Here is a 26,274-nt window from a genome sequence, read left to right as displayed (position 1 = left end):
AATTTCAGCATATATTTTTTAAATGAATAATACATCTATTATCGTTTTCTTACGCTCGTTAAGTAACTTATCATATTGCAGATCATTTAATTCAAATACCCACTTAAAAAGCGGGCGGGTAAGTAAGGGATAGGCCATTAACGAAAATAGGTTCATCATAAAATTTACCGGCTTCATTTTTTTAACTGTGCCTTTATCTATTTCAACCTGTATCTCTTTTAAAAACTCGGCCAGTACGGGCGACCGCTCTTTGTGAGGCGTATTAAAGCCATGCGTATTAATTTCGCTGATCATAAAAGTTTCGCGATAGGGGTATTGAACCAGCTCGGCGTAAAACAATTCGATAAATTGTTCTATCTTTTTTCTGAAAGGGAGCGTTGATAACATCACTTCATCCATACGCCGGCCCATATCACTCATCCCTTCTTCAAAAACCTGTTTAAAGAGTACGTCTTTAGAACGGAAATAATAGTTAACCAGCGTGCGGGTTACACCTGCCGCATCGGCAATATCCTGCGTGGTAGCACTCATTTTACCTTCGGCAAAAAATATGCGTTTTGCAGTATCTTTTATTAATTGTTCGGCTCCTGTATCTCTTACGGCCATTAGTTTTTAACACTTTAGTTTGACACTTTCGTCAGACAAAAGAACGGGTTTATTTAATATTAACTGTCAACTAATTCTCATCTTTAGATACTTAGCTCTAATAATCGACGTAAAGGGTCTTTTTGTCGACGAACAGGATGATGCCAATCTGTAATTCTGCCCCACTTAGGCATGGTGAAGAAGCCGCTGCGCGACAATTAATACGCGCATAACCAAATCCATTAACCCAATAAAACGCACTGGTAGCTTTCTCTTCCCTGTAATATTTATGATGACAATAGCTTAACGGATGATACAATTACAACTTTAATTGCTCGTATCCGTTATCGGTTTCTTCCTTTTGTTCAACCAGCTCTATTTTAACTTCATTATCTATAAATAGCCTGTTATTTTTACCTAGCGCTGTGGCAACACCGCCTAATGCAATGCCGGCAACAGCAAGCATCATATAGGAGATTAAGCCGCAGAGACGGATTAACTTCTTAAAATTTTTCATAATATTAATTTTTTGAAATGACATAATGATGCGATGCATTACTATGCAGCAACAAGATCATTTTAACTAAATGGGATGGGGATTATCGCGTTAGCGACAATATAGAAGAGAGTATCCTAAACAGAATGGCAGGCTCATCGCCATTGGTTTGAGGCAGCGTTTTAGACTGATAGAACAAAACAGATTTCAGGGCATTTGCACAAGATTTACTACAGCTTATTTGTAAGTTACATTGCTGGCTGTGCAAATCACTTAAATCAACATCAAACAATAATAAAAACACATCAGATGCCTGCTTAACTTCCGCATGAGAAGAAGCACGCTTATAACTAATGCTTTTTTTAATTGCTTTTGGTTTATTTAACGATAAGGTAGTTTGCTGAACAGACAGCCTGGTACCGGCATGAACGGCTAAGCCGGAAATATTCACCAACGTAAGCATCAAAATAACTATATACAGCCATTTTATATGTGCTTTTGGAATGTAATATTTACTAACCTTACTCATTTAGGGAATAAAAGTACATTTTTTTCAAAAGAAACCCAAACAAAACTCATTGAAAACAAATAAGTTAATAATATTAGTGCTAAAAAAGAAAGCTTCCAGCGTTTAACCGAAAGCTTTTTATGTTACAGATAAATACTATTTAAAATATTTTCCCGTTTTTGATTGTAAGTAAGCACTCTTGCTTACCTATTGTGATAAGGTTTAGGTTGAAAGTCCCCCAGCAGCGAGTGCGAGGGGGCTTTCTTTTTTTAATGAAATCTAATCCGGATTAAGTTAGTCTAATTCACCCTAAGATTATCATAACTAATAATCTGTAAGCGATTCTTGAGCAAGCCCCCTCAAACCCAACACTACCAAATTAACATATCCATAAAAAGATGACAATACTTGGAAACAGGTAATTTGACTCTAAAAAATACCTTATATTGCTACTATTAGTTAAAATATAAGAATGCCTATACCTTCTATAGATAAATACTCGCCAATAATACAAGCCCGAATAAAATCTATCCATGAAATATCTCCATACCTGCCGGGCGTTGTTGTGATACATGATATTGATTTCAATGTAGTATATCTATCGCCCAAAGGGCTGAAAGCAATTGGCACCACGCTGGAAGCCTTGCAAGAGCTCGGTAATAAATATATCGACATTTATTACCCGCCAGAAGATATTGCAGAATACCTGCCGAGGCTAAAGGAATTATTGGAACGTAACGACCCCGAAGAAACTTTCTCCTATTTTCAACAGGTAAGGTATGTAGAAGAAGGCGGCAACTGGGTTTGGAATATGGTTGATTTCAGGATCTTTGCCTGGGATGAGGCAGGCAAGCCCCTGCTGTCTATTGTTATAGGCACCCGTATTGACCAGGTACCGGATCTCATCATCCAGGCGGAGAAGATAAGGCAGGATAATAATTTCATCAGAGAAAAATATCAACTATTCAGCAAGCTGGGCAAAAGAGAAAAGGAAGTACTTAAGCATGTAGCCGTTGGGTTTAATACCAGCGAAATAGCCGGTTTAATGCACATCTCTTACACCACAGCAGAAACCCATCGCCGCAACATCCGTAAAAAGCTAAGCGTGGATACTAATATGGAATTAAACCAGTATGCCCGCGCTTTTGGCCTGATATAAAACGTAAAAGCCCCCAAGTATGAACCGGGAGGCTTTTGCTATATATTGAGGGAGCTGAATTATTTAGCTAATGCTTTTTTAATTTCTGCACCGGCTTGTAACATGGCAGCTTGCGAACCCGGTACTTTAGCTAATGGGTTAAGCAAGCCCCAGTCGTGTATCATACCATTGTAACGCACAGCAGTTACTTTAACACCGGCCTGGTCTAGTTTGCGGGCATAAGCTTCGCCTTCGTCACGCAACACATCGTTTTCGGCTGTTTCAACTACTGCTGCGGGCAAGCCTTTTAATTGTTCGAGCGTAGCCTGCAGTGGTGATGCATAGATCTCTTTACGAGCATTCAGATCGGTCGTATAATTATCCCAGAACCATACCATCATGTTTTTAGTCAGGAAACGGCCTGTAGCAAACTGGTTGTAAGAAACTGTTTCGAAGCTGGCATCAGTAACCGGCCATAAAAGTACCTGGAGTTTAATTTCGGGGCCTTTTTTGTATTTAGCCATTAAAGCAACCACGGCAGCCATGTTACCGCCAACACTATTACCGGCTACGGCCAGGCGTTTCCCGTCAACACCTATCTGGTTACCATTTGCAGCTACCCATTTAGTAGCGGCATAAGCCTGGTTAATAGCTACCGGATAATGTGCCTCAGGCGATGGTGTATAGTTAACAAATACGGCAGCAGCGCCAGATTCGATTACCATATCGTGCACCATACGTTCGTGGGTGTTAAAATCGCCCAGTACCCAGCCACCACCGTGGAAGTACATAAACACAGGTAAAACTCCTTTAGCATTAGCCGGTTTAACAATATTAATCACTACTGTTTGGCCATCTTGTGTAATTGTTTTTTCGGTAACTGTAATATCCGAGTAATTAAACTTAACCGAGTTTTGCGCACCTGTTAAAACAGCACGTGCATCTTTTGGCGATAGTTGCTCAATTGGTTTACCCGTGCCCGAGTTAAGTACATTTAAAAATGCTTTTACGTTGCTTTCTATATGCGGGTCGGTAGCCGGGTCTGCAACCTGTGCATTTGCTGCGCCGCCTAATGTTAAGGCTAATAATGCTGCGGATACGCTTTTTAGAATAATCTGAGTTTTCATTTTGTGTACGTGTTGAATGTTTATCTTTTATTGAACACCACAAAATTACGCCGTAATACAAGGCCACTCAAGGCACGGTTGTAGACACCTATAGGACATTTTTCCCTTTTTTAGAAAAGAGGCAAGAAACAAGAGCCTGGAGACAAGAAATTGCTTCGGGATAACGCGTTTTCCTTATCTTGATTCCTGATTTTCGATTCCTGATTCTCTTTGATATTGCATCCTAAAACTCTGCGGGGAGTTATCGGCCTGGTTGGTAAACAGCCGCACGAAGTAAGATGGATCATCATAACCCAGCTTGTAGCCAATTTCTTTTACGCTTAAAGAAGTATGCACCAGCAGCCTTTTGGCTTCGAGGATAATCCGGTTTTTAATAATATCATTAGGGGTTGTATCGCTGTAGCGGGTAATGCGTTTGTTTAAAGCTTTGGGTGTAATGTGCAGCAGATCGGCATATGCTGCAACAGTATGATGTTTGCTGTAGTGCAACGCTACCAGTTGGCTAAACGTGCGCGAAAATTCAACCTCCTGCCGGGCTTCATCGGTGGTAACCCGGTGATCCTTTTTCCAGATGCGGGTTGATTTAATGATGATCCTCTTCAACAGAATACGCAGCATCTCTTCCATGCTACTTTCCTCTTCCTGCCATTCGGTTTTGATCTCTTTAAAGATACTTTCCATTTCGGCAGATGTTTTTTCATCCATCAATATCACCGGGATATCATACACATTATTAAATAAGATCCCATCGCAAGCCACTTCTGCATCGTGCAGGGCAACACAATAAAAATCGCGGTTATAATAAAGTATAGTACCGGTACTAGTCTCATCAAACTGGTAATACTGCCCGCCGTTGATAAAGAACAAGGCATCTTGTAGCAGCTGGTATTCTTTAAAATCAATAACAGCCTTTACCCCGGCCTTTACAAAAGCAATTTTAACAAAGCCGCTAAAGTCGGGCTGCGAAAACAGGTTGCCTATGGTGGGACTAAAATCGGCGTACCCGAATTTTTTAAAAGCAAACTGTTTAAAATGGCCCATAGCTTATGTATATGCCGCGAAAATACTAATTTGCATTATTAGAATATGAAATACACCAAAGTAACCAGGGCGTTTCGGGAACTCACTGTTTTTGAATTATATGCTATACTCAGGCTCAGAAGCGAAGTATTTGTGGTAGAACAGAACTGCGTTTTCCTTGAACCGGACAACAAGGATCAAAAATGCCACCATATAATGCTTTACCTGGGTGATGAACTGGTAGCCTACTCGAGGCTGGTGCCTGCAGGGGTTTCTTATGCTGAAGTTTCAATTGGCCGTATTATCACCGCTGCATCTGTAAGGGGTACGGGTGCAGGTAAAATACTGGTGCAGGCTTCTATCGATGAATGCAAACAAATATTCGGCCAGCAGCCCATCCGCATCGGCGCGCAGGCTTACGCCATTAAGTTTTATGAGTTATTAGGTTTTAAAGTTGATGGCGAACATTACGACGAAGACGGCATAGACCATGTGGAAATGATCCGCAATTAAATCTATTCAAGAGTAAGCCGAACTATCTATTCCTCATCGGGGGTGCGGCCGCCTGAGCGCAAAAACAGGGAGGGATTCTTAAAGTACAACTTAGCATACCCAACCCCTCCATGCCACTACATAACCCACTTCACCCCTCCCCAAGGAGGGATGAAGCCATTATTATATCGACGAATTATTTTACCGGGTCCATGCCGCCCCTGCGGATGGCTTTAACCGGGATAGGCCATTTAACTCCTTCGGTTTTAACGGTTGATGTTTTGGCCGGATCTTCGCTGGCCATGTAGGCCATTATTGCAGCTAACATAGCATTGTTTCGCAGGTCATCAAAGATCACCTTATCATAGGTATCGCGGTTGGTATGCCAGGTATATGAACCGTACGACCAGTTCAAAGAACTCAAAGAAAAGCCCGGCGCACCAACAGCCACAAACGAAGCAAAATCAGATCCGCCACCGCCCGGCGTACCCGGGAAGTTAGTTTTGATGCGGTTTTTTAAAGTATCCGGTGCTGCGGCAAGCCACCTGCTCAGATAGTCTTTAGATTCGGCAAAACCCTGGCCCGATAGGTTAACTACGCGCCCGGTACCATTATCCTGATTAAACAAGGCTTGCAAGTTCTTCACAATTTCGGGGTGATCTTCTACAAAAGCGCGCGAGCCATTCAGTCCTTCTTCTTCACTACCCCAATGACCTACCAGGATGGTACGCTTTGGGTGAGGATAGAATTTTTTGATCAGTCGAACAGCCTCCATCATAGTTAAGGTGCCGGTACCATTATCGGTTGCCCCGGTGCCGCCATCCCACGAATCGAAGTGGGCAGAGAGCATCACGTACTCATCCGGTTTTTCAGATCCCTTGATTTCTGCAATGGTATTAAAGGTTGGTACCACACCCAATTCTTTCGATTCTGTATGGATGCTTAGCTTAGGGATAGTGCCGCCCTCGGTCAACCGGTAAAGCAAGGTATAATCTTCCAGTGCAATATCAACCGTAGGTACCGTTTTGGTATATGCGCTAAATATCTTATCCACCCCAAACCCTGCCGACCAGGTATTGGTTAAGATACCTGCTGCACCTGCATTCTCTAGTGCCACAGGTAATGTTTTAGCAGTATAACCAGTTTTAGTAATGCGTTTTTTCCAGGCATCCGTCATGGCAGTACGCTCGGCTTTCATTTTGTCGAAAGATTCTTTGGTGGCAAATTCCTGCCAGTTATAATCGGGCCTGCCAGTTGGCTGATTCATAGATACCATTACAAACTTGCCCTTTACGCTGGGCATCCACGCGGCATAAGCGGCAGAGTCGGCCAGATCTGGCAATATAATTACCTCGGCAGTCACTGTTTTTTTACCCATGCCCGGGCTCCAGGCCAGCTGTGTACCTTCCATCGATTTTACACGCGGGTAAACCATATCAATGTGCGATATACCCCGCTCCCATCCGCGCCATTCGCCCCATTTTTCGTTACGGGCATCAATATCCCAGCTTTTGTATTTGGCTACGGCCCATTCATTGGCCTGTTTCATTTGCGGGGTACCCACCAATCGCGGGCCGATACCGTCAAACAATTCGTGCGCCAGTTTCTCGAGTTGCGAGTTATCGGTTTCTTCTTTTACAATGGCATCAATAATAGCTTTATTGGGCGTTTGCGCAAAAGAGATACTGCTGCAAAGTACCAGGCCTAAAACAGCCGGCATTACTTTTCGCCAGTTATTAAGGTGCAAATGGTGATGAGGAATTTTCATGAACCTAATTTATAAAAACAGACCGGTAAGTAGCGTCCGTCATATAATAGTTACAGGCATCAACCAATATCACGAAAGCCTTCAGCATTAATCTGAAAGCTAGTAAATGTATTAGCCTTATCCGGTATTAATCTTTAATTGCGCTTTTCACTCCTTCGCTAGTCATGATAACCCGTTTTATCGTACCGTCTTTATTGTAATATAGGTAATCTATACATACCGAACGGTGATAGCTCCCGGCATCCGGCTCTAAAGCGCCGTTGTGGTAAATAAAATACGATTTACCCTTAAAATCAATAATGGCCTGGTGGTTGGTATTGGAGTTTCCGGCTATTTCGTTAATGATGCCTTTATATATCCAGGGCCCCTTAATGCTGCGGCTCATGGCATACGAGATCTTCTCCGGAAACCCGGAAGCATACGATAAATAATACCAGCCATTCCGCTTGTGGATCCACGGTGCTTCGGTATAATCAGGGAGCTTAATGGTTTGGATAGGGCCGTCAAGTTCGGTCATATTGGCTTTTAGCCTGGCATAATAGCAGGTGCCGTTACCCCAAAACAAGTAGGCCTGCCCGTCATCATCTATCATCACCGTTGGGTCTATATCATCCCAACTGTGGGTAATGGCTTTGGTCATATCGTTGGTAACCAAGGCACTTCCGCGGGCATCTTTAAAGGGGCCGGTAGGGCTATCAGACACCGCCACACCAATAGCCTTACCGGAGATGGTGCCATGCTCTACAGCTACATACCAGTAAAATTTACCATTGCGCTCAATTACCTGCGATGCCCAGGCATCGGCTTTGGCCCATTTAAAATCGGCAACCTTTAATGGCACGGCATGCTCGGTCCAGTTCACCATGTCCGATGAGGAGAAGCATTGCCAGTCGTGCATCACATAATCGCTTTTTTTGGCAGGCGCTTCATCGTGCCCGGTATACAGGTACACTTTACCCTTATAAACCATAGCCGCAGGGTCTGCAGTAAATTGATGTTTAAACAGCGGATTACCTGTAGTATGAATCACAGTATCGGCACCGGCTGCATAGCTTTCAGAAACCAGCAACAAAGCCAAACAGGTAAATATTAATCCTTTCAATCTCATTTACTATCTGCCTTAAGAGTATTCAGCCTAATTTAATTTAACCCGGATCACACTAAAAGAATAGGGTTTCAGGTTCAGCTTAATGGTATTATTTGCTGTCGCTATGCTTTGCTTTTTGGGGCTTACGGTATCACCTGTAAGCGAGTTTATCGCATCCAGGTTATCACTTTGCAAAGTGGTAACTGTACCGGCAGGCTTTAACCCTTTTGTGCCTTTAACCACAAAGCTGGCCTGGTGTGCAGTTTTAGCGGTGTTTATAAATTTGATTACCAGTTCATGCGTCCTGCCATCGAGCACAGCAGATGCAAATGCTCCATCCTGACCGGTAACGGTTTCATTATTCAGGGTGATAGGCACCACATCGGTTCCCTTATTAACGGAGTATTGCTGCTGTACATAATAATTAGGTGTGCCGTACGATCGCAGGTTATCAAACCAGATCAGATCGGGTGTCCATTGCCAGCCTTCCACGTGCGCAAACAGCGGGGCGTACGAGGCCATGTTCACCACATCGGCATTACGCTCGAGGCCCGTCATAAATGCGGCTTCAGACATGGCACATTGCCAGTTGTTCTTATTATCGGGGCTGCCGCCGTTTACGCTTTGCGCAGCGTATTCGCCTGCAAATATTTTAGGGCCTTTGCGGTCATAATTATCGTAACGTTTTACGTTATCTAAGAACCATTTAGGTGCACGGTAATAGTGCTCGTCCAATATATCGGCATGAAAGCCACGCAGTGTAGCATTCAGGAAATCAAACTTAGAACCATCCGGATCGGGGCCAACGCTCGACACCAGTTTCATGTAAGGGTATTTACTTTTAATGGCTTTCTCAAACACCTTCCAGCGTTCAATATACTGCTCGCCCCATTGCTCGTTACCAACGCCCATCAGCTTTAAGTTAAAAGGTTTTGGGTGGCCCAAGTCGGCACGCAACTTACCCCATTTGGTATCGGTTGAACCATTGGCAAATTCGATCAGATCGAGCGCATCCTGCAGGTATGGGTCTAACTGATCCATCGGTACCAGCTGGCCGGTATTAAACTGGCAGGCCATACCGCAATTTAAAATAGGTAAAGGATCGGCACCAATATCCTCGGCAGTCATAAAATACTCCATAAAACCAAGGCCAAAGGTTTGATAATAATCGGTAGTTAAACGGTGCTTAAACTCGGTGTTCCACCTGTTAATGATGTTCTCGCGCTTGTCTATATCACCTATCGATTTCTTCCACTGATAACGGTTAGTGAGGTCGCGCCCCTCCACAATACAACCACCGGGGAAACGCAGAAAGCCGGGTTTCAGATCATATAGTTTCTGTACAAGATCGGCACGTAAACCACCCGGCCGGTTTCGCCAGGTATGCTCCGGAAACAGCGAGATCATATCCAGATCAATCGATCCGGTATGCTTGCCCCACACATTCAGGCTTGCCTTTTCCACGGTTGCAGTCGCTTTAAACTTTACGTTATATCTTTTCCAATTAGTATCATCGGGGTTTAGCTCCGCATGGCCGATTACGGTTCCTTTCGTATCAACCAACTCTACCAGCAGCTTTACCTTACTACTTGCATGCTGACGCGCCAGTACCGAGAAGCTATAGTTTTCGCCCTGCTTAATCCCCATACCACGGAAACCTTCGTTGGTTAAACCGTAAGTACCTTCGGTTACATCAAGGGTGATAAAGTGTGGATTCTCGGGGCGTTCTGTAGTGCGGTCAATTACCTTAACAGTGCCTTTACCAACATTTTGCTGATGCACAGTCCAGCCCATCAAATTATCGCCAAACTCAAACGAACGGTTTTTAACCAGCTCGGCATACACGCCACCATCGGCGGCCATGTTAATATCTTCAAAAAATATGCCGTACATGGTAGGCTGTACATGCGCTTTGATACTATCGGCCTTAATAACATATACCTTGGTTTTGGCCTGCTTTACCTGCCCAAAAGCTGTTGTACTACCTGCTAAAGCCAGAAGCAGTAATAACCTGTTATTCATCTTCATGCTGTAGTTTGCACGCTTAGTTTAAAGTAAGCACCACTACAGATGCTGTAGGCATGCTGATATTAATCACCTCTCCTTTTACAGATGCGCCTTTAAACACTTCCGGTTTTACTTTTTCGGGCTGCGCGAAAGAGTTATAATCGCCCACTTTGGCCGATGCCAGTACACGGCCGGTTACGCCTTTAAATTTCTCGCCACTAAGGTTAAGAGCCAGTTTTTGTACATGATTAGGGTCGATATTAACCAGACTAATATGGATCACCCCATTTTTATCCCTCGATGCCGAAGCCGATATGGCCGGTAATTTACCCGTGCCGAAAGTATAGTCATCGCTTTTAATAGTTAATGGCAGCAGGGTGGCATCCTGATGTACGTTGTACATTTCCATTACGTGGTAAGTAGGCGTTAATATCATTTTGTCCTTATCTGTAAGTATAACAGATTGCAGCACATTGATACATTGCGCCAGGTTAGCCATACGTACCCTATCTGCGTGGTTGTTAAATATATTGAGTGTTGCGCCTGCTATCATGGCATCGCGCATACTGTTTTGCTGAAACAAAAAGCCTGGGTTGGTATTCGGTTCTACATCGTACCATCCACCCCACTCGTCAACAACGAGGGCTATCTTTTTATTCGGATCATACTTATCCATTATTTTAGAGTGGTTGATGATCAGCGAATCCATAAACAAAGCGCTTTTCATCGTCCTGAAATATTGCTCTTCGCTGAAACCCGTGGCCGGGCCTTTTTTATCCCATTCTACAAATGAGTAGCTGTGCAGTGCAATACCTTCTATCAAACCTTTAGGGATGCCCTTCATCAGGGTTTCTGTCCAGTGATAATCGGCTACGTTAGCACCCGAGGCCACCCGGAAAATATTTCCGTTGCCCATAAAGGTGGAGTATTTTCTAAATTCGTTTACATAGTATTCGGGTGTCATATTACCGCCACAGCCCCAGGCTTCGTTGCCTACGCCCCAAAACTTTACATTCCAGGGTTTTTCACGGCCATTGGCACGGCGCAAGTCCGACATCGGGTTTTTATTATCAGATGTGGTATACTGTACCCAATCTGCCAGTTCCTGTACCGAGCCACTGCCTACGTTACCGGCCATATAAGGGTCGGCACCCAGTAGTTCGCACATGTTTAAAAAATCATGCGTGCCAAAGCTGTTATCTTCTATGGCATTTCCCCACCATTTATTAACAATTGCCGGCCTTTTATCTTTAGGGCCAATGCCGTCTTTCCAGTGGTAAGTATCAGCAAAGCAACCGCCCGGCCATCTAAGCGAAGGGATCTTCATTTTCTTCAGCGCGGCAATCACATCATTTCTTACCCCATTGGTATTCGGGATCTTAGAGGTATCGCCCACATAAAAGCCACCGTAAATACCACGGCCCAAATGCTCGGCAAAGTGGCTATAAATGTATTTGTTAATCACCGGATCTGCTGGGTTATTGCCAGCCGCAACTGTGATGGTAGTTTGCGCTTGCGAAACTGAGGCCAGCCCGCAGCATAGCACCAAGGAAAGGGAAAGTAATTTTGCTTTCATGTTAATGTGTAACCGGTTTTGTAAAAACCGGCGCTTAAAAGCGCCGGTTAGTTAATCAACTAAATATAACTCAACTAATTTGTAACCCGGCAACGCTCTCACCCATTGCCGCAATATTAGGTTCAGTTCGTACTATTGTTTGGGTGTTTTTAATTGCCACTCTTGTTTACCTGATAAGACTTTTTTATTTGGCCGAAAATTTATAGATGGTTGTGGTTTTATAAATTTGCCCGGGCTTTAATAAGGTACTGGCAAACGATGGCTGGTTTGGAGCATCGGGGAAATGCTGTGTTTCTAAACACAATGCCGACCGGTAGCCATAAGCAGCCCCATGCTTACCGTCGTGCTTGTCACCGGTTAAAAAGTTACCGCTATAAAATTGCAGGCCTGGTTCATCTGTATAAACATCCATAACAATACCTGTTACCGGGCTCTTTACGGTTGCTACAGCAGCGGTAAGGCTCGGTTTGTTCAATACAAAGTTGTGGTCATAGCCCTTGCCATTCTTTAACTGATCATCAGTTTGGCCAATATCTGTACCGATGGTTTTAAAAGCCGTAAAATCAAACGGGGTACCTTTAACTGGTTGCAATTTACCGGTTGGGATCAGTGTATTATCAACCGGGGTAAACCGGTCTGCATTAATTTGCAGTTGGTTATCCGTAATGGTTTTACTGCCTGCACCATTTAAATTAAAATAAGCGTGATTGGTTAAATTTAAAACAGTTGGCTTGTCTGTTGTGGCCTCGTAAGTTATTTTAAGTGCATTATCATCAGTTAAGATATAGTGAACCTTAACCGACAGGTTACCGGGATAACCGCCCTCGCCGTCTTTAGATACATAGGTCAATTCCAGTTCATTTGTACTAAGCTGTTTGGCATCAAACACCTGCGCATAAAAACCTTTAAAACCACCATGCAGGGTATTTACACCATCGTTAATATCCAGCTGGTATGCTTTACCATCAATACTAAACTTCCCTTTGGCTATGCGGTTACCGTAACGGCCTATAATAGCACCAAAATAAGGTTCCCGAGGCTTTTGATAGCTTTTAAGGCTATCATAGCCTAATATTACATCGGTAAGTTTCCCTTTATTATCGGGCACTAGCAAGCTCACCAGCCTGCCGCCATAGTTAGTAATGGCCGCAGTTACATTGTTCTTGTTTTTAAGCACAAACAAGCCTACCTGTTTACCGGCAATGGTTGCTTTAAAAGCAGCAGAGTCTGGCACCGTGGCTACAGTGCTCAAGCTATCCGTAGCTATGGTGGCCTTCTTATCAGCAGATTGCGAACACGAGTAGTTAAATATAAGTGCCCAGGCAGTTATATAAAAGTGATTTTTGGTCAGTCTCATCATCCTTAAAATCGTGTACAGGCAACTAGGCCTATACCTGTAAATGCTTTGGTTGGTTAGATTTATTTTTGGTTTAATTGCCACTATAAGCGTGGTAATTAAAAACTAAGGTATAATACTTTTTTTATAAACGTGAAATAAACACTTAAAAAAAATCACTTTTTAAAGTGTTTAGGATACACTAACAATAGCTACAAATATGGCTTGGAAGCGCATTATTAACAATATTTTAATCTTATTTTTATTTTAATAATTTTGCCTACCTTACCACTTCGCAATCAGATTTGCTACGCTTAAAACCAAACATGATCAAATATTCCAAACAAACAAGACTATTATTAGCTGTAGATTGTATCATATTTGGGTTCGACGGAGACACATTAAAAATCTTATTAATTAAAAGAGGCTTCCAGCCGGAGAAAGACAAGTGGAGCTTAATGGGCGGTTTTGTGCAACCTGCCGAGAGCCTGGACCAGGCTTCGAACCGTATTTTAAAGCAGCTTACCGGGCTCGAGGGTGTATACCTGGAACAACTGCACACCTTTGGAAACCCTTTAAGAGATCCAATAGAACGCACAATATCAGTCACTTACTTTGCACTAATCGATATTAACAAATATGAGCAGCAGCTTAGCAGCGATTACCATCCCGAATGGTTCCCCCTAAAGCGCGTGCCTAAACTCATCTTCGATCAGCAGGATATGGTTGAGCTGGCAAAAAAGCGGATCAGGTATAAAGCAGCCCTCCACCCTATCCTGTTCGAGTTGCTGCCGGCCAAATTTACCTTACCACAGTTACAAAGCCTTTATGAGAGCGTTTACAACACCACTATCGATAAAAGGAACTTTCGCCAGCGGGTTTTAGCCACCGGTTTACTGATTAAGCTGGACGATAAAGACAAGTCTGCCTCGAAACGGGGGGCCTATTACTACCAGCTGAACATGCAGCACTACTACGCTAATTTTCAGGCTTTTCTGAATTTTATTCCTAACCCGGGCAATCTATTATAAAAGCATTTTACGGCGTTTTTGAGACTGAGGATTAAGGTTTTTCTTAAATAAATTTTTATTTCTCAATAAATAAGTGTTATTTCAACACGTATTATAAACCAATATGAGTATTAACCAATTTGTGATTGGGGTCGACTATGGGTCAGACTCTGTTCGCTCCGTGATTATTGACGCCTTAAATGGCCGGGAGCTTGCTTCATCTGTATATTATTATGCCCGTTGGCAAAAGGGTTTATTCTGTAAACCTGCACTCAACCAGTTTCGCCAGCATCCGCTCGATTATATTGAGGGGCTGGAGATCACCATTAAAGATTGTATTAAACAAGCAGGCGGCGATGACATTGCACGCAACATTAAAGGTATTTCTGTTGATACCACCGGTTCATCTCCTGTAGCTGTTGACAGCACCGGCCAGCCCCTGGCTTTACTGCCGGAGTTTGAGAATAACCCGAACGCCATGTTCATTTTATGGAAAGACCATACTTCGGTAAAAGAAGCAGCCGAGATCAATGAGCATGCTACCAGGTTTGATATCAATTACCTGAAATATGTAGGCGGTATCTACTCGTCCGAATGGTTTTGGGCCAAGCTGCTGCACATATTAAGGGCAGATGAGCAGGTTAGAAATGCAGCCCACTCCTGGGTAGAGCATTGCGACTGGATACCGTTCCTGCTAACCGGCGGCACCGATGCCAGAGATATTAAGCGCAGCCGTTGCGCAGCCGGCCATAAAGCCCTTTGGGCCGAAGAATTTGACGGCTTACCGCCCGACGATTTCTTCTCCTCACTCGACCCGCTTTTAAAAGGGTTTACCGAGAAATTATTTAAAGACACTTACACTGCTGATGTAGCTGCGGGTACTATCAGCGCGGCATGGGCACAGCGTTTAGGCTTGCCCGAAGATGTAAAAATTGGCGTAGGCGCATTCGATGCCCATATGGGTGCCGTTGGCGGCCAAATTGAACCCTACCACCTGAGTAAGGTAATGGGTACCTCCACCTGCGATATTTTGGTTGCCCCAACTACCGACATTCAAGGCAAACTGGTTAAGGGTATCTGCGGGCAGGTTAACGGATCTGTTATACCCGGCATGGTTGGGCTGGAAGCAGGGCAATCGGCCTTTGGCGATACCTATGCCTGGTTTAAAAACATCATATCATGGCCGTTAAACAACCTGCTGGACAGCTCGAAAGTAATTAATACCGAAATAGCCGAAGCATTGAAGGCCGAACTGAGCGCACAGATCATCCCCGAGCTAAGCCGCCAAGCTGCCCTGCTGCCTTTGGATGATGTGAACGAACTGGCCATCGACTGGTTTAACGGACGCCGTACGCCTGACGCTAACCAGTTATTAAAAGGTGCCATCACCGGTTTAAGTTTAGGTTCGGATGCGCCGAGGGTTTTCCGTGCATTGGTAGAGGCCACTTGTTTTGGAGCCAAAAGCATTGTAGACCGCTTTATACAAGAAGGCATTCCGGTTAAGGGGATCATCGGTATTGGTGGTGTGGCAAAAAAATCACCATTTGTGATGCAAACCATGGCCGATGTTTTGGGCATGCCTATCCGCATCCATGAGTTTGAGCATACCTGTGCTTTAGGTGCAGCCATGTTTGCGGCAGTTGTTGCCGGTATATACCCAACGGTTGAGGATGCCATGACAGCCATGGGCCGGGGCTTTGATGTCTCGTACGAGCCGAATGAGGCCAACCAAAAACTATACGCCAAACGCTACGAGCAGTACCAGGGCCTGGGCGATTTTATTGCCTTGCAGATTGCGCAAACTAAAGATGCTCCGGCTGATAACACAAAAATATTATCATGAGCAAGTATCATCACATTAAACAGATAGCCTACGAGGCCAACATGCAGCTGCCTAAATTAGGCCTGGTGCTGTTTACTTTTGGGAATGTAAGCACCGCCGACCGTGAGCTTGGCGTATTTGCTATTAAACCAAGCGGCGTACCCTATAAAGACCTCACCCCCGAAAAAATGGTGATCGTTAATTTTGATGGTGAGGTTATTGAAGGAACCTTAAGGCCATCGTCAGATACCCTAACCCATGCTGTTTTATACAAGCATTGGGAAGCCATCAATGGCATTGTGCATACACACTCTACCTACGCTACGGCCTGGGCGCAATCACAACGTGATATCCCTATTTTTGGCACCACGCATGCAGATCACCTGACTACCGATGTACCTTGCGCGCCGCCTATGAGCGATGAGCTGATCGAGGGAAATTACGAATATCAGACCGGTTTCCAGATCCTCAATCACTTTCAAGAAAACGGCCTCGATTATAAAGAGGTAGAAATGATACTGGTAGGCAGCCACGCCCCCTTTACCTGGGGTAAAACAGCAGACAAGGCCGTTTATAACAGTGCTGTGCTCGAAGCAGTAGCCCAAATGGCCTACCTCACCGAGCAGATTAACCCCAGCGCCCCGCGCTTAAAAGATGCCCTGGTTAACAAACATTACCAGCGCAAACACGGGCCCGATTCTTATTACGGACAATAAACGCGAATATGAATAAACCTATTAAAACCATTTGTTTCTTTATCCTGGCATTAATCCTTTCGCTGGGTATTACCCATGCCCAGCAGGTTGCCCCAACCCCGCCCATGGGCTGGAACAGTTATAACTGCTATGGCTCGGCCGTGCATGAGGACGAGGTGAAAACTAACGCCCGTTACCTGGCCAAATACCTGAAACCCTATGGCTGGCAATATGTGGTAGTCGATTTTTTATGGTCGTATGATAACCCGCCGGGAAGCCACATCGGCAACCCGTTCCAAAAAAATCTGCAGGACGGCTCTTTTGTGCCCTGGCTCACCATGGATAAATGGGGACGGTTACTGCCCCAGCCTACCAAATTCCCATCTGCCTTTGGCGGCAAAGGCTTTAAACCGCTGGGCGATTATGTACACAGTCTGGGGTTGAAGTTTGGTATCCATGTAATGAGGGGTATTCCACGGCAGGCAGTTTGGGCTAAGTCACCGGTGCTGGGTGCCAAAGGCATAACGGCAGATATGATTGCCGATACCACCTCTAAATGCGACTGGATGAACCATATGTACGGGCTGGATATGAGCAAGCCCGGCGCACAGGAATACCTGAACTCCATCCTCGATCTGTATGCCTCATGGGGTGTCGATTTTATCAAGGTAGATGATCTTTCGCGCCCTTACCATACCGCAGAAATTGAAGGCTATCACAAAGCCATTGTACATACCAAAAGGCCAATTGTACTGAGTACATCGCCAGGCGAAACCCCGGTTAAGGAAGCTGAACATATAACCAAAAATGCCAATATGTGGCGCATGGCCGATGATTTTTGGGATAGCTGGAAAGAGCTTTTAAATATGTTTAACTATGCCCGCAACTGGCAGGGCATTGGCGGCCCCGGCCACTGGCCCGATTGCGATATGCTGCAAATTGGTAAGCTCTCTAAACGCGGCCCGGTTGGCCCCGAGCGTTACAGTAAATTCACCGACGACGAGCTGTACACCCACATGACCTTCTGGTGCATTTACCGTTCGCCATTAATGATGGGCGGCAATATGCCTGAGAACAGGCCGCTTGATCTGAAACTGCTGAATAACCCCGAAGTACTGGCCGTAAACCAGAAAGGCCAGAACCCTAAAGAACTTTGCCACAATAATGATAGCATGGTTTGGTACTCCAAAATACCGGGTTCTAAGGATATTTACGCCGCGGTATTCAATCTGAAAAATGATAATTGCGAAGTATCACTCGATTTACCGGCATTAGGTTTTAAGGGCAAAGTACTGGTGCGCGACCTTTGGAAAAAGCAGAACATCGGGAGCTATCAAACACAATATCAACAGAAAATTAATAAACATGGTGCAGCGCTGCTGAGGCTAACGCCCATTAATCAATAAAATTTAAATACGAATAAGCATGATCGACTTAAAAACATTTGAAGTATGGTTTATTACCGGTAGCCAGCATTTATATGGCGAAGAAACCTTAAAGCTGGTAGCAGAACATGCCCAACACATAGCAAACGGTTTAAACAATGAAGCAAAAATACCGGTAACCGTAGTTTATAAACCGGTTGTTAAAACCCCGGAAGAAATATATGCAACCCTGCTGGAAGCCAACACAGCCGAAAGCTGTATCGGGATCATCACCTGGATGCACACCTTTTCGCCTGCCAAAATGTGGATCCGCGGGTTAAGCATTTTGCAGAAACCAATGCTGCACCTGCATACCCAGTATAACCGCGATATCCCATGGAGTTCTATCGACATGGATTTTATGAACCTGAACCAGAGCGCACACGGCGACCGCGAGTTTGGCTTTATGGTATCGCGCCTGCGTAAAAATCGCAAAGTGGTGGTTGGCCATTGGCAAGACCCCGAAGTGGTTGCCCAGGTAGAAACCTGGAGCCGCGCCGCCGCAGGCTGGCACGACTGGCAAGGTGCAAGGTTTGCCCGTTTTGGCGATAACATGCGCTACGTTGCCGTTACCGACGGCGACAAGGTTGAAGCTGAGTTGAAGTTTGGCTACGCTGTAAACACTTATGGCATTGGCGATTTGGTTAAAATCATCAGCGAAGTAAGCGAGGCTGAGATTGATGCCCTGCTTACCGAATATGAAAATACTTATACTATGGATGCCGCGCTTAAAAAAGGTGGCGACAAACATTCGTCAGTATATGAGGCTGCTAAAATTGAACTGGGCCTGCGCAAGTTTTTGGTAGACGGCAACTTTAAAGGGTTCACCGATACGTTTGAAGACCTGCACGGCATGATCCAGCTGCCGGGTATTGCTGCACAACGCCTGATGGCCGACGGCTATGGCTTTGCCGGTGAGGGCGACTGGAAGACAGCTGCTTTAGTACGCGCCTGCAAAGTAATGGGGGCCGGGCTAAAAGGCGGTAATGCCTTTATGGAAGATTATACCTACCACTTCGACCCTAATAATTCGCTGGTACTGGGCTCGCATATGCTGGAGGTTGATGCCTCTTTAATTAACGGCAAAGCAAGTCTGGAGGTACATCCTTTAGGTATTGGCGGCAAGGCAGACCCTGCCCGTTTGGTATTTAACGTGGCCGGCGGCGAAGCACTCAATGCATCTATCGTGGATATGGGTAACCGTTTCCGTTTAATTGTAAACGAAGTGCTGGCTGTTGAACCCATTGAAGACTTACCAAACCTGCCGGTAGCGCGGGTGTTATGGAAACCTTACCCGGATATGAAAACCGGCTGTGCAGCCTGGATCTATGCCGGTGGCGCACACCATACTGCCTATAGCCAAAACCTGACTGCCGAGCACCTGCAAGATTTTGCCGACATAGCCGGACTGGAGTTTATCCGCATTGGCAAAGATACCCGCCTGGATCAGCTGCGTAACGAGCTGCGCTGGAACGAGGTAGCTTACAAATAAATTTTCTTAACAATATTTAAAATAAGCGCATGAGCAACAAAGCCCTCCGGTTAACTCCGAAGGGCTTTGTTGTTAATAAAGAAATGTAAATTATCGAACTCTTATATTGGTCTATTTATTTTCCGGCTGCCCAAAAAATAGCGTTAGTTAATAGTGTTTTATAATTTTTGTTGTTAAACAATATCGGCGAGTGGCCCATAAAAATATAAATGTTACGGGCTTTGTATTTAGGGTTGGTCCAAACTACGGGATGGTCGCCCATTTTAATGGCAGAGCTGGGTGTGTAAGTAGCCTCATCTACCGAGGCCAGTACATGCACATTAAGCCTCGGGCTCTTATCATACGTGTACCACTCCTCTTGCTGCACCATAAAGGCGGGTGCAACACCATTCATTACGGGGTGCTTTTTATCTTCAATATTTACTGTGGCTTCGGCAAAAGTGGCAATGTAGTTTTTAAACCTGATGCCGCCCATAAACTCATGAAACCATTGCCACATGGGGTATCCGTCAAACTCGCCCAATAACGTGGCATGGTGCAGGCCTATCCAGCCGCCTTTACCTTTGGTAATATATTTCTCGAATGCGGCAGCGGCTTTCTCTTTCCAGGCATAAGGTGCATAATCAAGCTGAATAAACACCTGATAGTTAGCCAGAAATGCATCATCAATTTTATCTGTACTCTGGATGTAATCTATTGCGAAGTTATTGGTTGCAGCCAGCGAATCTAACCAGATGCGGGCCGCTTTTGAATATGCTACATGATGTCCGCCGTTTTCATAAAGCGCTATCACCCTAAACCGGGGAGTTTTGGTTTGCGCCCATCCGGTGTAACTAATAAACAAGCATAGCAAAAATAAAACGATCTTCTTCATAACTATATAGAACTGAGCTGACAATACACAGCCGTTAAATTTTCAATCTTAAACGTTTCTTTTCCATTAAGCCTACCAGCCAGATTAGTATAAAAGCTACCGCGAACGAGCGCAATAAGCCACCAAGCCCATTCATCAGCAGGTATGGAAACTTAATATGCAGCAGTTCCATCAAAAACACCTGGAAGTAAGGCATCAGGTAGCAGGTGAGTGTACTGGTACCCGCCGGGCGAATAGCCTTCAGGAAATCCTTTTTGCCGCCAATATCTACAATGTAAATAAACAACTGAAACATCAATATGGTAATGCCAGAGCAAATAAACACCCAGGCCGGGGTCGATCTTATTTTGGAAACCCCATCGGCATAAGGCCTTATTAATAAACCTGCTACAATGAGCAAGATGCCGGCACCAATAAAAAACAGGGGAATCAGTTTAGTTTTCCCACGCTCTGCCCATTCGGCATACCACCTCGAAATTACAATGCCGCCCATAGTTAAGGTTACCGATGAGGCATCACCTATTACCCACAGTTTTTCGGTTATTAAACCTGTGTGCGCTGCAATATTTATGGCCGCAAACACTACTAATGCACCAACAAGTACGCTTAACCTACCTTTGGCTGCAAAGTAAATACAGGCGCATACCAGGTACGACCAGCCAATAATACCCAGTATCCCCCACCAGGAAGTGTGCATCCCGATAGAACGGCCTTCTTCGTCGGTTCCCTTATAAATCACTGCCATACCAATCAGCAGGGCAAACCCTACACCAATCAGGGTATATTTCCGGGCTTTCGCCATCGTGTCCGGGTAATCCAGCCAGATGAGGAAGAAAGCTGCCGTAACTATTAACACCCACATAGCGCGGGGTATTAAAGCGTTGGTTAGGCTATAGGTTTCGATATTTACGTGGTAAAAACCCATAATTAACAGCGCGGCACTGCGCGTTAAAATATAGATGAGGATGTTTAATGACGAGTCCCCTTTTTTAATCCTGTTGTTAATAGCAAAGGGCAGCGACAAGCCAAGTATAAAAAGGAAAGCCGGAAAAATGGTATCAGCAAAACCCATCCCATCTGCATTACCGGCTGCATGATCTATCCATTCGGGGATGTGTTTTACCCCACTGGCATCATTCACAAAAATCATCAGGAACATGGTTAATGCCCGCAGCACATCAATGGATAAAAGTCGCTTAGGTAGTTTTTGCATAAATAATTGGCCGCCTGCATATAGCCAGGTGCAAGCTAGTCTTTCTTACGGTCTTTGTTGAAGCCTATTTTAACCTTCCCGGTTCCGTCGTCTTTAGCGGCTAAGTGTAATACAATACCTTTATATCTTTTCTTTTTCAGCTCCTCTTTATCGGTAATGGTGGTATCATTCTTAGGGTTTCTCAGTGGGATATCCAGGGCAATATCCGTCCCCCTGTTTATGCCATAAACACCGGCAACATCCGCATTTATCACACTCGATGTAATTTGCATCGGCTTAATGGTTACCATATCGCCTTTAATGTCAAAATTCGCATCCAGGTTTGGGATCTCAATATTATTAAGGTTACGGAAGGGAAACGCAATTTTACCCGCCGTTTTCAATGGGTTAAAGTTAACCAGTGCACCATTTTTTAAGTTGAGGACAACCATGCCATTCAATGATTTTGACAGAATACCCCCGTGCCCGTTAAATGTACCCGCCAGTTGAGCTTTGGCCGATAAAAGACCTTTTAAATTTTGGTAAGTTGGTGCGGTTAAACCAAAGTTATCAAACGCGTAAAAAAAATCGTGAATGCTAACATGGTTAATAACTGTGCTTACATCAAATCGGTTGGAGGTATAATCCTGCACAATGCGCCCACGTATAGCCAATGTACCACCGGCCGTTTTAAGGCCGATATCTTTGATCTCTATCCCATCTTCAGACAGTAGGAGGTTAGCTTTGGCATTAGTTGCCAAAAACTTATTGTAAAAAACATTAGCAACCTGCATGTGCAAATCAACATGCGATTTGTTGATGACGTTGGTTATTTTATCAACCAGGTTGCCATTATTACTGTTTGACGACCCTTTAACAGGTGTGGTTTTGCGCCTGTTTAAAAATCCTAAAAATTCGCCCAAATGAATCTGCGGACTATTGATCTCCCAGTTTACCAGTATTTTCTCTGGCTCATTGTAGTAAAGGTTCATGAGGTTATTAGCCCTGCCACTCATAGTTACAACGCTTTTACCACTCTGAATACGGATATTATCCATTATTAAAGTTCCCTGTACAAAGTGCAGCGACACAGATGTGTTTTTTATATTCAGGTTTTTGGGTAAGTAGGTTACCCCTGCATTTTTCACAATAACATCACCAGCAATAAATGGCTTGTTTAAGCGCAGGTCTATAATATCGGCCTTAAAACGCATGTTCATACTGCCGGTACCGGCATCGAAACGAGCTACTTTGGCAAACATATAGTTAAGGTTAGTAAGCGGAAAACTCGACTTGAAAGCCCCTACAGCAATAGGTTTTACCAGGTTAATAATATTTAGCGTATCAAACACAAAAGGCAGGTGGCTATAACTGCCGGTAAACTTAACCAAATTGATGATCGAGTTTTCGTCGCCCAGTTCTTTCCCCTTAATATAGTTATTGGTAAAAACGCCGTTAAAGTTACAGTTGTTAATTACAGCGCCAGGGATGGTGAGCGTATTGTTTTTAACCGTCGCGGTAATGTACAGCAATGGGTCTCCGCCGCCAAAGTTGCCTTCTATTTTAGCTGTAATATCAATAGGCTTATCGAGGTTAAACTTATAAAGTGTTTTGGTAATATTGGCTGATACCAATGATGATGCACTGCGCCAAAGTATTTGATTGGCTGTTAAATGAAATGCAAAATTCATTGAATTATTGGCAGGCGTAAACAGGGCACTCAAAGTAAACGGATCGCCGCCGATACCAAGATTACCGGATTTTACACTAATTTTTTTACTGGTTTCATTGTAACCGGCTACCAGATCGCCCTCCACCAATTTATCTTTAATAAAACTGCCGTGCTCTAATTTAAACGCAAGGCTCCGGGCCATTACTTTCATGTGCACTTTGGCATTCCAGCCCGAATCCGGGAAATTCATCCCTCCTCTTAATTCGTTTACATCAAATTTAAACAGCTTTTTAGCATGCTCATTATTGATGGTTAGTTTAACATTTTTAAGGTTAAAGTGGCCTAATTCTGCCGAGGTGCTGCTTTTATCTTTTGGATCTTTAGGCTTATTATCTTTGCTTTTTTTGAAAACCGAGGTATTGCTATAACCTGATGTATCGGTATACAGATCGATAGCGGCATCATTAATATCGATATGGTTAATGCTGATGGTACCCCGTAAAAGGGCCGCCGTATTTACAGAAACATCAAAATCTTTCGCATCCAATAAGGTGTGATGGTGCTGCGTCCATTTTCTGTCGCGGATAAGCACATTTTTAAGCGTTAATGAAACGCCGGGGAAGCTCCTGAAAAACGACGGGCTAAGGTCGCCTATGGCTAATGAACCATCCAGGTTTTTATTAAGTTCGGTATTGATAAGGGCTACCACCCTGGCTTTATGGGTATTAATATAAAGTGTTACCCCCACTAAAAGGATAATGATCAGAACAATTAGCCCAGCCAATATTCTGAGTACCCACTTTAACCAACTTGCCATAATAAATTTTTCAGGTGTTTTAATATTATACAATATACAATCTAATTAACAAATGTGTTTGTATACCAAATTATTACGCCTTATAGCATGTAGTTGTACCATATTGAGACAGGTTTTATAAGCGAAATGTAAAACCATTAACAGGCATCGCTTATTAACATTAACTGCCTATTATTTGCCTAACTTGGCACACAAAAACAACATCCCAATACTAATGAACCCCATTAAACCCGCAAAAACACAACCATATCTTTGTGCCTTTAAAGCCGCGTTGATATTAACGGCAATTGTATTTTTAAATGATAACATTTATGCACAAAAAACAGCTCAACCGCTCGCTGCTGTAGGTACATCGGCAATAATAGGGTCTGTTGACCATATTGAAATTGCTACAACGGTGCAAAGCCCATCTAACCAGCCAACCCCCTTACAAATTGTATGTATTTTTGAATATACAGAGGGCGATATCACTAGTGCGCAGGCATTACCCGCTGCGGCTAACGGTTTGCTGCATGTTGACCAAGCCTTTAACGGACTGATAACGGATTTGCGGAAAAGCGGAAAGTTTGCAGGCCACGCCCTGGAAACTCTATTAATCATCCCACCAAAGGGCACTATCCCTGCCGAAAAGCTGTTATTGATAGGTTTGGGTAACCGCAACAATTTTAACCCCGAACTGATGACCAATATTGGCCGCATTGGTATGCGTGAGGCCCTGCGCCTGGGTGTAAGCAGCTACTCGCATGCCAGCGACCTGAAAGACGGCGGCATTGATTCGCCAACTGGCCTGGTAGCCACTAATGTAATAAAGGGAGCCATCGAAGCGTATGAAACAGAGCAATATCTGCAAGGTAAAGGGCTAACTACATTAAAACCCATAACCAAAATAACACTGCTTACCGGCCAGCCATTTTTTACACCTACTGGCGATGCTGTAAAATTGTTTGTGCAATCATATCCTGCTGCCAATTAATTTCATCCATAAATATTTCTTTTTGGTGAAAGCATTTTTTATTTTTAAGTAATGAAAAACCTGCACAAATTACTAATACTGCTTAGTGTATGCTGCTTTATACACTTGGCAGATGCCCAAAATACCACCCCAACCAACGACCTTATAAAACAGGGTGTAGCCTTACATAACGAAGGCAAATATGCCGAGGCTATTGATAAATTTAATGAAGCTTTAAAAGCTGACCCCGAAAACGGGTATGCCAATTATGAAGTTGCGTTTTCGCTCTATGCCTCAAAAAAACCTAATGATGCCATACCACATTTAGAAAAAGCAACTAAATCAACCAATGCCGAATTAAGCGTGGCCGCTTATGCTTTACTGGCGAGCATTTATGACGAAAGTAACCAGGCTAAAAAAGCGATAGAAACCTATAACCTGGCCTTAAAGATAAATCCTAACTATCCGCAAATCTATTATAATTTAGGGATAGCCTACTTCAGAAACCAGCAGTATGCCGAGGCCGAAAGCAGTGCTATAGAGGCTATTAAACACAACCCTAAAAGCGCCAGCAACCAACGCCTTTACGCATTGGTTACCCTACATCAAAACAAAAGGGCCAATGCCTTACTTGCCCTTTGCAGTTTTATATTACTAGAACCCACAGGCCAGCGCGCTGCCGAAGCCTATGCCAATATTGGCCACATTATGCAAGGCGGTACATTTAAAGACAATAACGGCAATACAACAATTGCCGTATCGCTTAACGACCAGAAAGAAATGGGTGCGCTTAATTTGGGGATCTCCCTGGTTGTGCAGGCGGGCCAGGCAAAAAACCTTACCGGTTTAAACCTGCTGGAGTACGAGTTGAAAAGCATATTTGAATTAGCAGGCCAGCTGGCCGAAAAGAAAACCGATAAAACATTCTTCGATAAGTTTTATGCCGACTATTTCTACAAGCTATCACAAACCAGTTATATGCCGGCGCTTACCCATACTGTAGCCTTAACAGATACCAAGGCCGATAATGCCAAATGGGCTAAAGAAAATACGGCCCAAATAAGCGGCCTTGCCCAATGGCTACAAAGCACGGAGAGGAACTTTTAAGCAGCCATGACCCGCAGCTAAGGTCGCTTACATATATAGACAATAAATTATAAAAGCCAATGCGATTATGCTACAGT

22 protein-coding genes are annotated in these 26,274 nt (G+C 44.1%); 9 read left to right on the top strand and 13 right to left on the bottom strand.

Annotated features, from left to right (window positions below):
• Positions 1-18 precede the first annotated feature (18 nt).
• The 3 genes from RG47T_RS01985 to RG47T_RS01975 form a co-directional block, all read right to left on the bottom strand.
• Positions 19-606 (bottom strand): TetR/AcrR family transcriptional regulator, encoded by a 588-nt coding sequence (locus tag RG47T_RS01985; protein ID WP_074487743.1) that lies wholly within the window; start codon positions 604-606, stop codon positions 19-21.
• A gap of 298 nt (positions 607-904) precedes the next feature.
• On the bottom strand, positions 905-1,102 hold the full coding sequence (locus RG47T_RS01980) for a hypothetical protein (protein WP_139235625.1): 198 nt from the start codon (positions 1,100-1,102) through the stop codon (positions 905-907).
• Between the two features lie 82 nt (positions 1,103-1,184).
• Positions 1,185-1,610, bottom strand: a complete 426-nt coding sequence (locus RG47T_RS01975; RefSeq protein ID WP_074487739.1) for a hypothetical protein — start codon at positions 1,608-1,610, stop codon at positions 1,185-1,187.
• Between the two features lie 451 nt (positions 1,611-2,061).
• Between RG47T_RS01975 and RG47T_RS01970 the strand changes: the two genes are divergently transcribed.
• Complete coding sequence (locus tag RG47T_RS01970; protein WP_074487737.1) at positions 2,062-2,748, top strand: LuxR C-terminal-related transcriptional regulator; 687 nt, start codon at positions 2,062-2,064, stop codon at positions 2,746-2,748.
• A 59-nt stretch (positions 2,749-2,807) separates the two neighbouring features.
• Here the strand turns inward: RG47T_RS01970 and RG47T_RS01965 are convergent, their stop codons facing one another.
• Positions 2,808-3,854, bottom strand: a complete 1,047-nt coding sequence (locus RG47T_RS01965; RefSeq protein ID WP_074487735.1) for an alpha/beta hydrolase — start codon at positions 3,852-3,854, stop codon at positions 2,808-2,810.
• A gap of 174 nt (positions 3,855-4,028) precedes the next feature.
• The gene (locus RG47T_RS01960) at positions 4,029-4,895 is read right to left on the bottom strand and encodes a helix-turn-helix domain-containing protein (protein WP_074487733.1); all 867 of its coding nucleotides are present in this window, start codon (positions 4,893-4,895) and stop codon (positions 4,029-4,031) included.
• A gap of 45 nt (positions 4,896-4,940) precedes the next feature.
• Here RG47T_RS01960 and RG47T_RS01955 point away from each other — a divergent pair, with 45 nt between their 5' ends.
• Positions 4,941-5,387: a GNAT family N-acetyltransferase gene (locus RG47T_RS01955; RefSeq protein ID WP_074487732.1), complete on the top strand. Its 447-nt coding sequence runs from the start codon at positions 4,941-4,943 to the stop codon at positions 5,385-5,387.
• Positions 5,388-5,562: 175 nt separating this feature from the next.
• Here RG47T_RS01955 and RG47T_RS01950 read toward each other — a convergent pair whose 3' ends face one another.
• The 5 genes from RG47T_RS01950 to RG47T_RS01930 all read right to left on the bottom strand — a co-directional run bounded on the left by RG47T_RS01950 (position 5,563) and on the right by RG47T_RS01930 (position 13,164).
• Positions 5,563-7,134 carry a M20/M25/M40 family metallo-hydrolase gene (locus RG47T_RS01950; protein WP_245770777.1) on the bottom strand — a complete coding sequence of 524 codons (1,572 nt, stop codon included), beginning with the start codon at positions 7,132-7,134 and terminating at the stop codon, positions 5,563-5,565.
• A 127-nt stretch (positions 7,135-7,261) separates the two neighbouring features.
• Positions 7,262-8,242, bottom strand: coding sequence for a glycoside hydrolase family 43 protein (locus RG47T_RS01945; RefSeq protein ID WP_074487727.1), 981 nt, complete (start codon positions 8,240-8,242; stop codon positions 7,262-7,264).
• 27 nt (positions 8,243-8,269) lie between these two features.
• The gene (locus tag RG47T_RS01940; RefSeq protein ID WP_216350990.1) at positions 8,270-10,243 is read right to left on the bottom strand and encodes an alpha-L-arabinofuranosidase family protein; all 1,974 of its coding nucleotides are present in this window, start codon (positions 10,241-10,243) and stop codon (positions 8,270-8,272) included.
• 22 nt (positions 10,244-10,265) lie between these two features.
• Positions 10,266-11,804, bottom strand: coding sequence for an alpha-N-arabinofuranosidase (locus RG47T_RS01935; RefSeq protein ID WP_074487724.1), 1,539 nt, complete (start codon positions 11,802-11,804; stop codon positions 10,266-10,268).
• Positions 11,805-11,988: 184 nt separating this feature from the next.
• Positions 11,989-13,164, bottom strand: coding sequence for an aldose epimerase family protein (locus RG47T_RS01930; RefSeq protein ID WP_317041619.1), 1,176 nt, complete (start codon positions 13,162-13,164; stop codon positions 11,989-11,991).
• 302 nt (positions 13,165-13,466) lie between these two features.
• Here RG47T_RS01930 and RG47T_RS01925 point away from each other — a divergent pair, with 302 nt between their 5' ends.
• The 5 genes from RG47T_RS01925 (at position 13,467) to araA (ending at position 19,583) form a co-directional block, all read left to right on the top strand.
• Positions 13,467-14,171, top strand: a complete 705-nt coding sequence (locus RG47T_RS01925) for an NUDIX hydrolase (protein WP_074487720.1) — start codon at positions 13,467-13,469, stop codon at positions 14,169-14,171.
• 103 nt (positions 14,172-14,274) lie between these two features.
• Positions 14,275-15,993 (top strand): ribulokinase, encoded by a 1,719-nt coding sequence (locus RG47T_RS01920; RefSeq protein ID WP_074487718.1) that lies wholly within the window; start codon positions 14,275-14,277, stop codon positions 15,991-15,993.
• Complete coding sequence (locus RG47T_RS01915) at positions 15,990-16,688, top strand: L-ribulose-5-phosphate 4-epimerase (protein WP_074487716.1); 699 nt, start codon at positions 15,990-15,992, stop codon at positions 16,686-16,688. The genes RG47T_RS01920 and RG47T_RS01915 overlap by 4 nt, the downstream gene beginning before the upstream one ends.
• 8 nt (positions 16,689-16,696) lie before the next feature.
• A complete protein-coding gene (locus RG47T_RS01910) occupies positions 16,697-18,073 on the top strand; it encodes a glycoside hydrolase family 27 protein (protein ID WP_083627263.1) in 1,377 nt (458 codons plus the stop codon).
• Positions 18,074-18,092: 19 nt separating this feature from the next.
• Positions 18,093-19,583, top strand: a complete 1,491-nt coding sequence (gene araA, locus RG47T_RS01905; protein ID WP_074487714.1) for an L-arabinose isomerase — start codon at positions 18,093-18,095, stop codon at positions 19,581-19,583.
• Positions 19,584-19,698: 115 nt separating this feature from the next.
• On the opposite strand, the gene RG47T_RS01900 is transcribed toward araA, so the two are convergent.
• Genes RG47T_RS01900 through RG47T_RS01890 form a run of 3 tightly spaced genes read right to left on the bottom strand, consistent with a single transcriptional unit; the run spans position 19,699 to position 24,138 of the window.
• Positions 19,699-20,457, bottom strand: coding sequence for a ThuA domain-containing protein (locus tag RG47T_RS01900; protein WP_074487713.1), 759 nt, complete (start codon positions 20,455-20,457; stop codon positions 19,699-19,701).
• A 34-nt stretch (positions 20,458-20,491) separates the two neighbouring features.
• On the bottom strand, positions 20,492-21,670 hold the full coding sequence (locus RG47T_RS01895; protein ID WP_074487711.1) for a DUF5009 domain-containing protein: 1,179 nt from the start codon (positions 21,668-21,670) through the stop codon (positions 20,492-20,494).
• Positions 21,671-21,705: 35 nt separating this feature from the next.
• Entirely contained in the window at positions 21,706-24,138 is a 2,433-nt protein-coding gene (locus tag RG47T_RS01890; RefSeq protein ID WP_074493031.1) for an AsmA family protein, read from the bottom strand.
• A gap of 214 nt (positions 24,139-24,352) precedes the next feature.
• Here RG47T_RS01890 and RG47T_RS01885 point away from each other — a divergent pair, with 214 nt between their 5' ends.
• The gene (locus RG47T_RS01885) at positions 24,353-25,111 is read left to right on the top strand and encodes a M17 family peptidase N-terminal domain-containing protein (protein WP_074487710.1); all 759 of its coding nucleotides are present in this window, start codon (positions 24,353-24,355) and stop codon (positions 25,109-25,111) included.
• Positions 25,112-25,162: 51 nt separating this feature from the next.
• Positions 25,163-26,197 (top strand): tetratricopeptide repeat protein, encoded by a 1,035-nt coding sequence (locus tag RG47T_RS01880; RefSeq protein ID WP_074487709.1) that lies wholly within the window; start codon positions 25,163-25,165, stop codon positions 26,195-26,197.
• Positions 26,198-26,274 lie beyond the last annotated feature (77 nt).

Origin of the sequence: Mucilaginibacter polytrichastri (assembly GCF_001911425.1) — a bacterium.
Taxonomy (GTDB): domain Bacteria; phylum Bacteroidota; class Bacteroidia; order Sphingobacteriales; family Sphingobacteriaceae; genus Mucilaginibacter; species Mucilaginibacter polytrichastri.
This window is presented reverse-complemented; position numbering and strand designations above follow the sequence as displayed.